The organism is Microbacterium terrisoli, from assembly GCF_030866805.1.
In the GTDB taxonomy this organism is placed as follows: Bacteria; Actinomycetota; Actinomycetes; order Actinomycetales; family Microbacteriaceae; genus Microbacterium; species Microbacterium terrisoli.
In genome coordinates this window covers 365,416-379,163 of sequence record NZ_CP133019.1, presented here as the reverse complement: position 1 = coordinate 379,163, position 13,748 = coordinate 365,416, and the positions used below count along the sequence as shown (strand labels likewise).

Annotated in this window: 14 protein-coding genes; 11 read left to right on the top strand and 3 right to left on the bottom strand. The window is 68.9% G+C overall.

What is annotated here, in order from left to right; genetic code table 11:
- The first annotated feature begins 37 nt into the window (after positions 1–37).
- Both ctaD and QU603_RS01655 read left to right on the top strand, forming a co-directional pair.
- On the top strand, positions 38–1,753 hold the full coding sequence (ctaD, locus tag QU603_RS01660; RefSeq protein ID WP_308492769.1) for an aa3-type cytochrome oxidase subunit I: 1,716 nt from the start codon (positions 38–40) through the stop codon (positions 1,751–1,753).
- 162 nt (positions 1,754–1,915) lie between these two features.
- Positions 1,916–2,269, top strand: coding sequence for a hypothetical protein (locus tag QU603_RS01655; RefSeq protein WP_308492768.1), 354 nt, complete (start codon positions 1,916–1,918; stop codon positions 2,267–2,269).
- 4 nt (positions 2,270–2,273) lie between these two features.
- Here QU603_RS01655 and QU603_RS01650 read toward each other — a convergent pair whose 3' ends face one another.
- Entirely contained in the window at positions 2,274–2,966 is a 693-nt protein-coding gene (locus QU603_RS01650; protein ID WP_308492767.1) for an SGNH/GDSL hydrolase family protein, read from the bottom strand.
- Between the two features lie 270 nt (positions 2,967–3,236).
- Here QU603_RS01650 and QU603_RS01645 point away from each other — a divergent pair, with 270 nt between their 5' ends.
- Entirely contained in the window at positions 3,237–4,964 is a 1,728-nt protein-coding gene (locus QU603_RS01645) for an MFS transporter (protein ID WP_308492766.1), read from the top strand.
- 5 nt (positions 4,965–4,969) lie between these two features.
- Here QU603_RS01645 and QU603_RS01640 read toward each other — a convergent pair whose 3' ends face one another.
- The gene (locus tag QU603_RS01640; RefSeq protein WP_308492765.1) at positions 4,970–5,374 is read right to left on the bottom strand and encodes a four-helix bundle copper-binding protein; all 405 of its coding nucleotides are present in this window, start codon (positions 5,372–5,374) and stop codon (positions 4,970–4,972) included.
- 119 nt (positions 5,375–5,493) lie between these two features.
- Here QU603_RS01640 and QU603_RS01635 point away from each other — a divergent pair, with 119 nt between their 5' ends.
- The 6 genes from QU603_RS01635 (at position 5,494) to QU603_RS01610 (ending at position 11,224) form a co-directional block, all read left to right on the top strand.
- Positions 5,494–6,213 (top strand): DUF2520 domain-containing protein, encoded by a 720-nt coding sequence (locus QU603_RS01635; protein ID WP_308492764.1) that lies wholly within the window; start codon positions 5,494–5,496, stop codon positions 6,211–6,213.
- A complete protein-coding gene (gene panC, locus QU603_RS01630; protein ID WP_308492763.1) occupies positions 6,210–7,058 on the top strand; it encodes a pantoate--beta-alanine ligase in 849 nt (282 codons plus the stop codon). Before QU603_RS01635 ends, panC begins: the two co-directional genes overlap by 4 nt.
- Positions 7,058–7,939, top strand: a complete 882-nt coding sequence (panB, locus tag QU603_RS01625) for a 3-methyl-2-oxobutanoate hydroxymethyltransferase (protein WP_308492762.1) — start codon at positions 7,058–7,060, stop codon at positions 7,937–7,939. Before panC ends, panB begins: the two co-directional genes overlap by 1 nt.
- A 101-nt stretch (positions 7,940–8,040) precedes the next feature.
- Complete coding sequence (locus QU603_RS01620) at positions 8,041–8,250, top strand: heavy-metal-associated domain-containing protein (protein WP_308492761.1); 210 nt, start codon at positions 8,041–8,043, stop codon at positions 8,248–8,250.
- 49 nt (positions 8,251–8,299) lie between these two features.
- Complete coding sequence (locus QU603_RS01615) at positions 8,300–10,594, top strand: heavy metal translocating P-type ATPase (protein WP_308492760.1); 2,295 nt, start codon at positions 8,300–8,302, stop codon at positions 10,592–10,594.
- Positions 10,595–10,879: 285 nt separating this feature from the next.
- Positions 10,880–11,224 (top strand): cupin domain-containing protein, encoded by a 345-nt coding sequence (locus tag QU603_RS01610; protein ID WP_308492759.1) that lies wholly within the window; start codon positions 10,880–10,882, stop codon positions 11,222–11,224.
- Positions 11,225–11,323: 99 nt separating this feature from the next.
- Here the strand turns inward: QU603_RS01610 and QU603_RS01605 are convergent, their stop codons facing one another.
- Positions 11,324–11,680: a metalloregulator ArsR/SmtB family transcription factor gene (locus QU603_RS01605; protein ID WP_308492758.1), complete on the bottom strand. Its 357-nt coding sequence runs from the start codon at positions 11,678–11,680 to the stop codon at positions 11,324–11,326.
- A gap of 88 nt (positions 11,681–11,768) precedes the next feature.
- Here QU603_RS01605 and QU603_RS01600 point away from each other — a divergent pair, with 88 nt between their 5' ends.
- Together QU603_RS01600 and QU603_RS01595 are read left to right on the top strand one after the other, a co-directional pair.
- Positions 11,769–13,094: an FAD-dependent oxidoreductase gene (locus QU603_RS01600; RefSeq protein WP_308492757.1), complete on the top strand. Its 1,326-nt coding sequence runs from the start codon at positions 11,769–11,771 to the stop codon at positions 13,092–13,094.
- Positions 13,091–13,612: a GNAT family N-acetyltransferase gene (locus tag QU603_RS01595; protein WP_308492756.1), complete on the top strand. Its 522-nt coding sequence runs from the start codon at positions 13,091–13,093 to the stop codon at positions 13,610–13,612. Before QU603_RS01600 ends, QU603_RS01595 begins: the two co-directional genes overlap by 4 nt.
- The last annotated feature ends 136 nt before the right edge of the window (positions 13,613–13,748 follow it).

Sequence of the window (13,748 nt, the reverse complement as noted above, 5' to 3'; positions counted from 1 at the left end):
CAGCCCGTACATGTGTGAACGGTGCAAGAATGCCGATATGGCGACCACTACACCGGTCGGCCTGACTGACCCGAAGACGATTCCTGTCCCGCCTCGCCAGGCCGCACTGCTGAACCCTCGCATCCGAGTCGAGCAGAAGGGCAATATTCTGGTCCGCTGGATCACATCCACGGACCATAAGACGATCGGGTATCTCTACCTGATCACGTCTGTCATGTTCTTCATGCTCGGCGGTGTGATGGCCCTGATCATCCGCGCCGAGCTGTTCGAGCCCGGCATGCAGATCATGCCCACCACCGAGCAGTTCAACCAGCTGTTCACGATGCACGGCACGATCATGCTGCTGATGTTCGCGACGCCGCTGTTCGCCGGGTTCACCAACGCGATCCTGCCTCTGCAGATCGGTGCGCCGGATGTCGCCTTCCCGCGCCTGAACGCCTTCGCCTACTGGCTGTATCTGTTCGGGTCGCTCATCGCCACCGCCGGGTTCCTCACCCCGCAAGGCGCGGGCGCATTCGGATGGTTCGCCTACCAGCCGCTGGCCAATGCGACCTTCTCTCCCGGCGCCGGCGGCAACCTCTGGTTCCTGGGCCTCGCGATGAGCGGGTTCGGCACGATCCTGGGCGCCGTGAACTTCATCTCGACCGTCATCACGATGCGCGCGCCGGGCATGACGATGTGGCGCATGCCCATCTTCACGTGGAACGCGATGATCACCAGCATCCTGGTCATCATGGTCTTCCCCGTGCTCGCCGCCGCCCTTCTCGCGGTGGCCGCCGACCGCATCCTGGGTGCGCACCTGTTCGACGCCGCCAACGGCGGAGTGCTGCTGTGGCAGCACCTGTTCTGGTTCTTCGGCCATCCGGAGGTCTACATCATCGCGCTGCCGTTCTTCGGCATCGTGACCGAGATCTTCCCGGTGTTCAGCCGCAAACCTGTTTTCGGCTACAAGACCCTGATCTTCGCGACGATCGCCATCGGCGCCCTGTCGGTGTCGGTGTGGGCGCACCACATGTACGCGACCGGCGCGGTGCTGCTGCCCTTCTTCTCGCTCATGTCGATGCTGATCGCGGTGCCGACCGGCGTGAAGATCTTCAACTGGATCGGCACGATGTGGCGCGGATCGGTGACGTTCGAGACGCCGATCGTGTTCGCGATCGGGTTCTTGACCTCGTTCGTGTTCGGTGGTCTGACCGGCGTGATCCTGGCCTCGCCGCCGCTGGACTTCCATGTCACCGACTCGTACTTCGTGGTCGCGCACTTCCACTACGTGGTCTTCGGCACGGTGGTGTTCGCGATGTTCGCCGGCTTCTACTTCTGGTGGCCGAAGTGGACCGGCAAGATGCTCAATGAGCGCCTCGGCATGGTGCACTTCTGGATGCTGTTCATCGGGTTCCACATGACGTTCCTCGTGCAGCACTGGCTGGGCGTGGACGGCATGCCGCGCCGCTACGCGGACTACGCCCCGTCGGACGGGTTCACCTGGATGAACCAGGTCTCGACCATAGGCGCGATGCTGCTGGGTTCGTCGATGATCCCGTTCCTGCTGAACGTGTGGATCACCGCACGCAACGCGCCGAAGGTGACCGTGAACGACCCGTGGGGCTACGGCGGTTCGCTGGAGTGGGCCACGAGCTGCCCGCCGCCGCGGCACAACTTCACCTCGATCCCGCGCATCCGCAGCGAGCGCCCGGCGTTCGACCTGAATCATCCCGAGGCCGTCGACGACGGCAGCGCGGTCCCGGTGCACTGACCCCGGCCCGCCACCCGACCGGCGCGCCTTCTGGGCGGCGATCTGCTCGGTCGTGCCGTGCGGCCGACACGCGCACCGAGAATGTTTCGCACCGTGTCGCGGCGTTTCGCCGGTGCGCGGCATCCCCGTACTGTCGAACCATCCCGACCAGAGGAGACTCCCGTGAACACGCCGCTGACCCGCACAACGCCCCTCGAGGTGCGTGAGCGTGCTGCGTGCATGTGCCGGCACGGTGATGTCTGCTCGTCGTTCGCCGCCGGGCACGCCCTGCACCTGATCCAGGCGCGCCTTGCCTCGGCGACGCCCGCCGAGTGGTCCGACGCCCTCGTGACGACAGTGGATGCCGCGGCCGGCCGCATCACGGTTCACACGATCGACGGCGCTGCGCACAGCCTGTGGAACGCCGGGGGCGCGGCGCTCGAGGTCGTGCCGGGTACGCCCGTCGCGCTGCACGCCCGCTATGGCGTGCTGGCGATCGGACGCACCCAGTACAACGTCGCGGCGCTCGCGGACTGACCGTCTAGTTCAGCGCCGTGAGGATGGCGTCGGCGTAGGCCTCATATCCGGCGGCGGTCGGGTGCATGAACGTGGACGGATCGGACAAGTCGCCGTTCAGCCACGAATCGGCGTCACCGATCTGGTGACCGCTGAAGCTGACCGACGCGTAGGCCACTGGCATGCCCGCCAACGCCTGCGCGGCGACAGCGACCGCGATCTGCTGGTCGAGCAGCCCCACACCGTAGTTCACGGCGGCGGCGAGGCTCGTATCGGGATAGTCGGAGGAGAACGGCAGTACGTAGCCGGTGACGACGATGGTCGCCCGCGGTGCGCGTTGATGCACATCGGCGATCAGCGTCCCCACAGACGAACCGACCTGCGGCAGCGCCGCCAGTGCGTTCTGAATCGCCCCCTGGCAGGTCGGCGTGAGTCCGCCCGCGCAGGCGGCCAGCAGCGCAGCCAAGCCCACGTCGTTGGCGCCGGCGGTGATGGTCACCAGCGTCGTGCCCTTGTTCAGGCTCGACAGCTGATTCGCGATGACATCACCCGTCGTCGCGCCCGAACAGGACGGGTCGCGCAGGAGACTGATCTTCGTGCTGGTCACGGCATCCAGGACTGCGGGATAGCCGTTCGAGCTGACCAGACAGTCGTTGAGGTACCCGCCGGCTCCTTGGCCGGCAGCATAGGAGTCGCCCAGAGCGACGTACTTGGCCACGGGCGAATCTTGCCAATCCGCGTGGGCCGCGACGGTTCCGAAGGGAACCAAGAGACAGGCAACGGCGACCGCTATCACTGACACCCAGCGGCCCCGGAGGGGTCGGACAGTACTCATATTCCGGAGCGTAGCGTGGTCGCCGTCCGCGCGACAGGGGCAGGCTGACACAACGGACGAACATTTCTGGTGGACAACGGCCCCGAACAGGTCGATCATGTGTTCAGTCAGCAATTCTGGGGTACGCCGAGCCAGGTCTGGGGAGGCCTTCGGATGAGTGAAACCGTTGATGCCCGACGAGGTCTGGCGCTGTTCCAAGAGAACGTCGCCACCGTGTGGACGAGCCGCAATGTGCGACGCATTCAGTTGGCGTACCTCGGGTCGGCATTGTGCCAGTGGGCGTATGCGATGGCGATCATGGTGTGGGCCTACCACGAAGGCGGCGCCGCGCTGGTCGGGGCCTGGGCAGGCGTGCGGTTCCTGCTGACCGCGCTGCTCCAGCCGATCGGCGGCACCATCGCCGACAGGATGTCGCGCCGCGACTACATGCTGGCGGTTAACGCTCTGTGCGTCGTGTTCGTCGGGCTCGCGGCAGGTGCGATCTTCTTCGACCTGAACCTGTGGGCGGTACTCGTGCCTGCGACGCTCGCATCGATCGTCGGAGCGACCTTCCGGCCCGCACAGGCAGGCCTGCTGCCGCAGCTCGTGGAGTCTCCGAAACAGTTGACGAGCGCGAATGCCACCGCCGAGATCATCGAGAGCACCGCGCAGTTCGTCGGCCCTGCGATCGCGGGGCTGCTGCTGGGTGTGGTCGGGGTCGTGCCTGTCGCGCTGCTGAACGTCTTGGGCCTGGTCTGGTCGCTGGTGCTGGTGGCCGGCGTCGCGCGCGATCGGCCCGGAGAGCGCGCCGACGCGGAGGGCGGCGAACAGGCGAGCCCGGATGCCGACAACGCCGGCGAACAGCCGGGCAGAGAGCTTGGCGAGGGCGAACCGGCCGAGAAGACCTCGTTCCTCGCAGAGGCCGCCGGCGGGTTCGTCGCCATTGCCAAGGACCGCGATCTGCTGGCCTTGACCGGACTGATCGCGGTCAACGGCATCCTCGCGGGAGTCGTGAACGTGCTCATCGTCGTGGTCGCCGCGCACATGCTGGGCGATGCGAACCAGGTGGGGCTTCTCAATGCCGTGCTGGGCGCGGCGACGTTCATCGGCGGCTTCCTCATCCTGGGCGTCGCCGGCCGCGTGCGTCTGGGCCGGCTCATGGTCATCGGCGTGCTCGGCTGGTGCGTTCCACTGCTCGTGCTCGGAGTCGCCCCCGAAGCGGCCGTGGTGTTCGTCGCGTTCGTCGTGATCGGCGTGTGCGACCCGATGATCAACGTCGGGTTCGGAACGATCCCACCGAGGCTCGTGCCCAACCGCGTGCTCTCGCGCGTCTTCGCGGCCCTCGAGTCGATGCTGATCGGTGCGGCGGCACTGGGGGCATTCCTCACGCCGATCCTGATCGGATGGCTCGGCCTCGGGGCGGCGCTGATCGCGATGGGCACCGTGGGCACCGTGTTCGCGATCCTGTGCGCGATCCGCATACCGCACCTCGATGCCCGTCTGGCGCCACCGCGCGGTCTGTCGCTGCTCGAGAAGGTGGACCTGTTCCGCCCGCTCGCCCCGGCGACGCTCGACCGGATCGCGCACAAGCTGGAGCCGGTGTCGGTGCCCGCCGACTACGTCGTCATCGCCGAAGGCGGCGTATCCGACCGCTTCTACCTCGTCGAGTCAGGCACGGTCGAGGTCACCAAGGAAGGCCGCCCCCTGCGCACCGAGGGCGTCGGAGACGTCTTCGGCGAGATCGGCCTGCTGCGCGACGTGCCGCGGACGGCGACCGTGCGCGCGACGACCCCGACGGTGCTCCTGACGCTGGGCCGCGACGACTTCCTCGACCTGGTCTCCAGTGACGTGGGAGTGCTCGGCAACGTGCAGGACCTCGCCACCCGGCGGCTCGTGGGCTGACCCGCTCAGGCCATCGCGCTCATCGCGTCGCGCATCTTGCTGCAGGCGTCCATGCACGCCTGGCACGACTGGGCGCACATCTTGCAGACCTCGCTGTGGTCGGCGTGCTGCATGCACTCGTCCATGCAGGTCTGGCACATCGCGATGCACGCGTCGAGCATCGACATCATCGAGGCGGGAGTCATGCCCTGCATGCGCATCATGGCGCGCATCATCGTGTTGCACATGTCTGCGCAGTTCATGCAGGCCGGTGCGCAGTCCATCAGCTGCATGGAGCAGATCGTGCAGGCCTGCTCGCACGCCGAACACGCATCCATGCACTCCTGCATCATGGCCATGTCCATCTCGGCCATGCCGGGCATGGACATCATGCTCTTGTCCATGGCGCCCATCATCATCGCGTCCATCATCGACCCACCCTCCGGTTCACGGCGGGGCAGGAAGGCCCGCCTGAGGCCAGGGTAGCTCTGCCGCTTCTCCCCGTCGATGGCCGATTCGCGCGGCGTCTGCCGGTGAGAGAATGGGGGCGATGCAAGTCACCGTCATCGGCGCCGGTCGCGTGGGACCGGTCTTCGCACGCGCACTGCGCATGGCCGGCGTGACCACGCATGGGCCGTTGCGCCGCGGCGAGCACATCCCGCTCGCCGACGTCGCGCTGCTGTGCGTTCCCGACCGCGAGATCCGGGATGCCGCAGCCGCCGCGACGGGTCGTGCCCACTACCTCGGCCACACGTCGGGCGCGACGCCGCTGCACGATGTCGATCTGGGGGTCCATCCACTGCAGACCTTCACCGGCGAAGAGGATGAGACGGCTCTGCGCGGCATCGGCGCCGCCATCGCGGGGCGCACCACCGACGCCGAAGATGTCGCGCGCCGCCTCGCCGAGACGCTCGGGATGAGACCGTTCGTGCTGGCCGACGCCGACAGGGCCGCGTACCACGCGGCCGCATCGGTCGCATCGAACTTCCTGCTCACACTCGAGGCCGCCGCCGAACGGCTCGCTTCCGCGGCGATGCCCGCGGAGCAGGCGCGTGAGCTGCTCGTGCCGCTGGTGCGCACCACGGTGGAGAACTGGGCGACACTGGGTGCGGCATCCGCCCTCACGGGCCCGATCGCCCGCGGCGACGAGGCGACCGTCGCACGCCAGCGCGATGCCGTCGCCGAGGCCGCCCCCGACCTGCTCGACCTGTTCGATACGCTCGTCGCACACACCCGAACGCTCGCCGCCGATCGAGAGGACCAGGCGTGAGGATCGTCCGCACCGTCGACGAGATGCGCGCGGCCGCCGTCGCCGCCCGCACCACCGGCCAGTCGGTCGGCCTGGTGCCCACGATGGGCGCCTTCCACGGCGGCCACCTGTCGCTCATGAAGCGCGCACGCACGCAGAATGACCTCGTCGTGGTGTCGCTGTTCGTCAACCCCACCCAGTTCGGCCCCGCCGAGGACCTCTCCGCCTACCCGCGCGACGAGTTGCAGGATACGGTGCTGGCCGAGGCCGAAGACGTCGACATCCTGTTCATCCCGTCGCGTGACCAGATGTACCCCGACGGGTTCGCCACGACCGTCCACGTCGCCGGGATCAGCGAGGTGCTCGACGGGGCCGCACGCCCCGGGCATTTCGACGGTGTGGCCACCGTGGTCGCCAAGCTGTTCGCCATCGTGGCACCGGATGCCGCATACTTCGGCCAGAAGGACGCGCAGCAGGTGCTGGTGGTGCGCCGCATGGTGCGCGACCTCGATCTGCCGGTGCGCATCGAGGTCTGCCCCATCGTGCGCGAACCGGACGGCCTGGCCATGAGCTCACGCAACGCGTATCTCGATGACGCCGCCCGCGCCCAGGCGACGGCCCTGAACCAGGCCCTGGTCGCCGCCGAAGCCGTGGTCGAACTCGGCGAGACGCGGGCAGAGCCCGTGCTGGCGGCCGCACGCGGAGTGCTCGCGGCATCCGGAATCGACCCCGAATACCTCGAGCTGCGCTCCCCCGACGACCTCACCCCGGTCACGGCCGTGGCTCCTGCCGCGCTGCTGGCGGTGGCCGCACGCGTGGGCGCGGCCCGACTCATCGACAACAGGATGCTGGAGGTCTCGCGCTGATGTCTGCAGATGCCGCACAGCCCGCACGGGTGACGATCCCGATGCTCGCGCAGAAGAAGACCGCCCGAGAGCCGATCGCGATGGTCACCGCCTATGACTACCCCGGCGCGCAGGTCGCCGAAGCGGCCGGCGCCGATGTCGTGCTCGTCGGCGATTCGGGGGCGATGACCGTCCTTGGCTACGACAGCACGGTGCCGGTCTCGGTCGACGAGATGCTGATGCTGACCCGTGCAGTGCGCCGCGGGCTGGTCGCTCCGCTGCTGGTGGGCGACCTGCCGTTCGGCTCGTACGAAGCCTCGGACGAAGACGCCGTGCGTACCGCACAGCGGTTCGTGAAAGAGGCCGGCTGCGACGCTGTGAAGATCGAGCGCGGAGGCACGACCGTCGCCCGCGCCCGCGCGATCATCGATGCAGGCATCCCGGTGATGGGGCACGTCGGGCTCACCCCGCAGACGGTCACCGCTCTGGGCGGCTACCGCTCGCAGGGGCGCACCGCCGAGTCGGCACTGCAGGTCGCGCGCGACGCCCTCGCGCTGCAGCAGGCGGGATGCTTCTCGCTCGTGTTCGAGGCGATCCCGAGCGAGGCCACCGCCGCGATCGTGCCGCGGCTGGACATCCCGGTGATCGGCATCGGAGCGGGCCCGGCCGCCGACGGCCAGGTGCTGGTGTTCCACGACCTGCTGGGCATCTACGGCGGGCACGCGGCCCGGTTCGTCAAGCGCTACGCGGACCTGCGCTCCACGATGGTCGACGGCGTCACCGCCTACGTCGACGACGTCCGCAGCGGCGGCTACCCCGAGGCCGCCCACGGCTATGCGATGGAGCCCGGTGAAGTGGAGCGGCTGCGCACGCTGCTGTCGGAGTCGCCCGACCAGCCGTAGCCGCACGATCGCATGGCACGACCCGAGGGATACCCCCAGGGGGTACTATGGTTGTCGTCGAGGAGATACCCGCTGCGGGTATCCGCACGAAAGGACGGACCATGACCACGACCGAGTACCAGGTGACGGGCATGACCTGCGGGCACTGCGAGATGTCCGTGCGCGAAGAGGTCGGCCTCGTCGCCGGTGTCGACGAGATCCAGGTCAGCGCGGCGACCGGCTCTCTGGTCGTGACCTCGGCCGTTGCCCTCGATGACGCCGCCGTGATCGCGGCCGTGGACGAGGCCGGATACGCCGCCGTCCGCGCCTGAGCGGCGACGGAGAGCGACCGAGCCAGCGACCGAGCCGAGGCATCCACCCATGAGCACCACCGACACCAGCGTCGAACTGGCCATCGGCGGCATGACGTGCGCGTCGTGCGCCATGCGCATCGAGAAGAAGCTGAACAAGCTCGACGGCGTCGCGGCGACGGTGAACTACGCGACCGAGAAGGCGCAGGTCACCGCCCCCGGCGGACTCGATGCGGCGGTGCTCGTCGCCACCCTGATCGGCGAGGTCGAGAAGGCCGGGTACACCGCGGTGCTGCCGGCCCCGCCGCAGCAGGAGAAGGATGCCGCGGCCGACGCGGATCCGGAGCTTCAGTCGCTGCGCACCCGGCTGATCGTGTCGGCGGTGCTGTCGGCACCGGTCATCGCGATGGCGATGATCCCGGTGCTGCAGTTCACGTACTGGCAGTGGGCCTCGCTGGCGCTGGCCGCCCCCGTCGTCGTGTGGGGGGCGCTGCCGTTCCATCGCGCGGCGTGGACGAACCTGCGCCACGGCGCCGCGACGATGGACACGCTCATCTCGATGGGCACCTCGGCGGCGTTCCTGTGGTCGCTGTACGCGCTGTTCTTCGGCACGGCGGGCATGCCCGGCATGACCCACGGGTTCGAGTTCACCCTGCAGCCCACCGACGGCACCGCGAACATCTATCTCGAGGTCGCCGCCGGGGTGACGACGTTCATCCTCGCCGGGCGGTACTTCGAGAAGCGATCCAAGCGGCAGGCGGGGGCAGCGCTTCGCGCCCTGCTCGAGCTCGGCGCGAAGGACGTGTCGGTGCTGCGCGGCGGTGCCGAGGTGCGCATTCCCACCGACGAGCTGCGGGTGGGCGACGAATTCGTCGTGCGCCCCGGCGAGAAGATCGCCACCGACGGTGTCGTGGTCTCGGGCACCTCGGCGGTGGATGCCTCGATGCTCACCGGCGAGTCGATGCCGGTCGAAGTCGCACCCGGCGACACCGTCGCGGGCGCCACGGTCAACGCCGGTGGGCGGCTCGTGGTGCGTGCGACCCGGGTGGGCGCCGACACGCAGCTCGCGCAGATGGCGCGGCTGGTCGAGCAGGCCCAGACCGGCAAGGCCGACGTGCAGCGACTCGCCGACCGCGTGTCGGGCGTGTTCGTGCCCGTCGTGCTGGGGATCGCCGTGGTGACCCTGGCCGCGTGGCTGATCGCCGGCTTCCCCGCGGCTGCGGCGTTCACCGCCGCCGTCGCCGTGCTCGTGATCGCGTGCCCGTGCGCCCTGGGTCTTGCCACCCCCACGGCGCTGCTGGTCGGAACAGGGCGCGGGGCACAGCTGGGCATCCTGATCAAGGGACCCGAGGTTCTCGAGTCCACGCGCAACGTCGACACCGTCGTGCTCGACAAGACCGGCACGGTCACCACCGGCCGCATGAGCCTCGTCGAGGTCATCGCCGAGCCCGGCACCGACCGCGATGAGCTGCTGCGGCTGGCAGGGGCTGTGGAGGATGCCTCGGAGCACCCGATCGCTCAGGCCATCGCACGTGCGGCCACCGAACACGTCAGCGTGTCGGCGTCGGAGTCGGGGTCGGCCGCCGCGGGCGGAACGCTGCCCGAGCCCGAGGACTTCACGAACCTCGAGGGGCGCGGAGTGCAGGGCACGGTCGACGGGCACCTCGTGCTCGTCGGACGCGAGAGCCTGCTCACGGAATGGTCGCTGGGCCTGTCCCCCACCACCGCGGCGGCCAAGGCGCAGGCCGAGGCCGACGGCAAGACGGTCGTGGCCGTCGCGTGGGACGGCGCGGCCCGCGGCATCCTGATCGTCGCCGACACCGTCAAGCCCACGAGCGCCGAAGCGGTGCGCCGGCTCAAGGACCTGGGTCTGGAGCCGGTGCTGCTCACCGGCGACAACGCGGCCGTCGCGGAGCGCATCGCCGCCGAGGTCGGAATCGACCGCGTCTACGCCGAGGTGCTGCCGAAAGACAAGGTCGACGTCGTGTCGCGCCTGCAGGCCGACGGCAAGGTGGTCGCCATGGTCGGCGACGGCGTGAACGATGCGCCCGCGCTGGCGCAGGCCGATCTGGGCCTTGCGATGGGCACCGGCACCGACGTCGCGATCGAGGCATCCGATCTGACCCTCGTCCGCGGTGATCTGCTCGGGGTGGTCGATGCGATCCGCCTGTCGCGCACGACGCTCGGCACGATCAAGACGAACCTGTTCTGGGCGTTCGCCTACAACGTCGCCGCGATTCCGATCGCCGCGCTCGGCCTGCTCAACCCCATGCTGGCGGGGGCGGCGATGGCGCTGTCGAGCGTGTTCGTGGTGGGCAACAGCCTGCGGCTGCGCGGATTCCGCAGCGTCGTGCGCGAGCGCTGAGTTCGGTCGGCCGGTCGCGGCCGGCATCCCGCCCGGGCATCTCGCCCGAGCACCTCGCCCTCGCCCGAGCACCTCGCCCTTCCCCTCGCCCGAGGCGAGGGGATCTCACGAAACGAGGATCGCATCGGGCGATTCGGCCCTCGTTTCGCCAGAACCCCTCGCTTCACGCGAGGATCGGACCCACCCATCGCGCAGATCGCCCCTGCGAGATGAACACGATGTGCCACGGTTCGTTGCTCGCACCGGAGGATTGTCAATGCCGTTCCCTGGGCATATCGTGTCGCCATGCCAGATCCCGTTGCGACAGATCCGGATCACTACCGCGTGCTCTGGGAGAACGAGCGCGTGCGCGTGCTCGAGTACCGCGACCGGCCGGGAGACCGGACGCATCCGCACGAGCATCCCGACAGCGTCATGGTCACCCTCTCTTCGTTCGAGCGGGAGATCTCGTCGGGCTGCAGGCACGTGCCGGTGCACCTCGATGCGGGGCAGGCACGGTGGCTCGACGCGCAGACGCACGCCGGACACAATGTCGGAGACACCGCAACCCACGTCATCTTCGTCGAGTTGAAAGAGCGGCGCCCGACAGTCTCAGCCGACACGCCCACGCTCGGCCCCACGGCGCCCTGACCGTCCGGCAGCGCGGCGCCGCGGTCATCTCTGTGCGCGCAACGGCCGGCGCCGCGGACGTCCTCTCTCGCCTGGCGAGTCGGAGCCGACGGACGGATCTCACGCCGTCACGAGAGTCTTGGCCACGCCCTCGAGAGCCTCCGGCACCAGCCGGTAATACGCCCACGTCCCCCGCTTGGACCGCGTGAGGAATCCGGCCTCGGTGAGGACCTTCAGGTGATGCGAGACCGTGGGTTGGCTGAGTCCGATCGGGTCTGTCAGATCGCACACGCACGCCTCTCGCCCCTGACTGGAGGCGACGATCGACAACAGCCGCAGGCGAGCGGGATCAGCCAGTGCTTTCAGCGTGACCGCGAGCCGATCCGCTTCGGCTTGCCCCAGAGGCGCTTTCACCAGGGGCGCGCAGCACGTCATCGCTTCCGCGGTGACGTCGGTGACAGGGAGCAGCTGAGCCATACATCGATGATAATCGATATTGACAATCATCGATAGACGGTTTCATACTGAACATCGACAATCATCGATGTTCTGCGTGGAGGATCCCGTGACCCTGCTTGACCTCACACCCCGTGTCGCGACCACCGACCGGTTGGCGGCACTGCCCGTGGTGATCATCGGCGCCGGCCCGATCGGGCTGGCAGCCGCGGCGAACCTCGCCGAACGCGGAACCGAGTTCACCATTCTCGAAGCCGGCGACGAAGTGGCCGCGTCGATCCGGCTGTGGGGACACACCCGCTTGTTCTCTCCCTGGCGGCATCTGGTCGATCCCGCATCCCGTCGCTTGTTGGAGAGGTCGGGGTGGGTGATGCCGGCCCCGGAGGGGCGGGCGCCGACCGGGCACGAGCTCGTGGACGACTACCTGCTGCCACTGACCGAACTGCCCGAGATCGGGCCGCGGATCCGGTTCGGCACCCGGGTGGTCGCGGTGACGCGGGAGGGCATGGACCGCACCCGCACCGCGGGACGAGCCACGACGCCGTTCCTGCTGCGCGTGCAGACGCGCGACGGGCAGGTCTCGGAAGTGACCGCGCGCGCGGTGATCGACGCATCCGGCACCTACACCACACCCAATCCGCTTGCTTCCACCGGGTTGCCGCCGCTGGGCATCGATCAGGTCCGGGACCGAATCGTTCACGCGCTGCCGGACGTGCTCGGCGTCGATCGCGCCCTGTTCACCGGCAGGCACACCGTGGTGGTCGGCGCAGGACACTCGGCGGCCAACACGCTGATCGGTCTCGGCCAGCTCGCCCGTGAGGAGCCGGGCACACAGGTGACCTGGGCCATCCGCAATCGATCCGCCGCCCGCGTCTCGTCATCCCCGGACGACGAGCTGCCCGATCGCGCCACGCTCGGCACGCGGGTGGACCGGTTCGTCGCCGCCGGTACGATCACGGTGGTGGATTCGTTCGAGATCTCCCGGGTGTCCCCCTCTCCGGCCGGGCGCGGCATCCGGCTTTCAGGCACTCGCCACGGCGAACCCGCCGTACTGGACGCGGATCTGGTGGTCAACGCGACCGGGTTCCGGCCAGACCTCGACATGCTGCGCGAGGTCCGTCTCGAGCTGGACGACATCGTCGAGGCGCCGAAGCGTCTCGCACCGCTGATCGATCCGAATCTGCACTCCTGCGGCACGGTCTCGCCGCACGGATTCCGAGAACTCACCCACCCCGAGCAGGGGTTCTTCATCGTCGGCATGAAGTCATACGGGCGGGCCCCGACCTTCCTGCTTGCCACCGGCTACGAGCAGGTCCGTTCCATCACCGCCTGGCTGAACGGCGACCTCCCCGCGGCATCCCAGGTGCAGCTCACCCTGCCGGCGACCGGGGTCTGCTCGACCGGCGACAGCGCGGCGGGGTCCTGCTGCGCATGACCACGATCCGGCAGATGGCCGCGACCGACTGGCCCCAGGTCGAGCGCATCTTCGCCGCGGGGATCGCCGGCGGCGAAGCCACCTTCGAGGTTCGCACTCCGACCTGGAACGAGTTCGACGCGGGCAAGCTCCCCTCTCCGCGCCTGGTCGCCACCGACGACGAGGGCCGGGTGGTGGGATGGGCGGCTGCATCCGCCGTTTCCACACGGCACGCGTATCGCGGGGTCATCGAACACTCCGTCTACGTTCATCCCGACCATCGCGGTGAGGGGATCGGCGGGCAGCTGCTGAACGCGTTCGTGGCTGCGGCGGACGAGGCGGGGTTCTGGACGATCCAGTCGAGCATCTTCCCCGAGAACACCGCCAGCCTGCACCTGCACGAGCGGTCGGGATTCCGCGTCATCGGGACGAGGGAGCGCGTCGCGGAATCGCAGCTCGGCGCCCACGCCGGAACCTGGCGCGACACCGTGCTCGTCGAGCGCCGCTCGACTCGCAACGGCACCAACCACAAGCCTTGACAGGTCAGCGATCATGACCGACACACCCACCGTGCCGTGGACGCGGTCAGGACGTCGCCACCGTGCGTCGCATCCGCGACGAGATCCGCGGCCGCGTGGAGACCCTGATGGGTGGGCTGCTGCCCGCCGGGTGACC

Bases quoted from the DNA above. Each gene is read 5' to 3' on its own strand.
- ctaD (WP_308492769.1), top strand. From the start codon at position 38: ATGGCGACCACTACACCGGTCGGCCTGACTGACCCGAAGACGATTCCT.
- QU603_RS01645 (WP_308492766.1), top strand. From the start codon at position 3,237: ATGAGTGAAACCGTTGATGCCCGACGAGGTCTGGCGCTGTTCCAAGAG.
- QU603_RS01640 (WP_308492765.1), bottom strand. From the start codon at position 5,374: ATGATGGACGCGATGATGATGGGCGCCATGGACAAGAGCATGATGTCC.
- QU603_RS01635 (WP_308492764.1), top strand. From the start codon at position 5,494: ATGCAAGTCACCGTCATCGGCGCCGGTCGCGTGGGACCGGTCTTCGCA.
- panB (WP_308492762.1), top strand. From the start codon at position 7,058: ATGTCTGCAGATGCCGCACAGCCCGCACGGGTGACGATCCCGATGCTC.
- QU603_RS01620 (WP_308492761.1), top strand. From the start codon at position 8,041: ATGACCACGACCGAGTACCAGGTGACGGGCATGACCTGCGGGCACTGC.
- QU603_RS01615 (WP_308492760.1), top strand. From the start codon at position 8,300: ATGAGCACCACCGACACCAGCGTCGAACTGGCCATCGGCGGCATGACG.
- QU603_RS01610 (WP_308492759.1), top strand. From the start codon at position 10,880: ATGCCAGATCCCGTTGCGACAGATCCGGATCACTACCGCGTGCTCTGG.
- QU603_RS01605 (WP_308492758.1), bottom strand. From the start codon at position 11,680: ATGGCTCAGCTGCTCCCTGTCACCGACGTCACCGCGGAAGCGATGACG.
- QU603_RS01595 (WP_308492756.1), top strand. From the start codon at position 13,091: ATGACCACGATCCGGCAGATGGCCGCGACCGACTGGCCCCAGGTCGAG.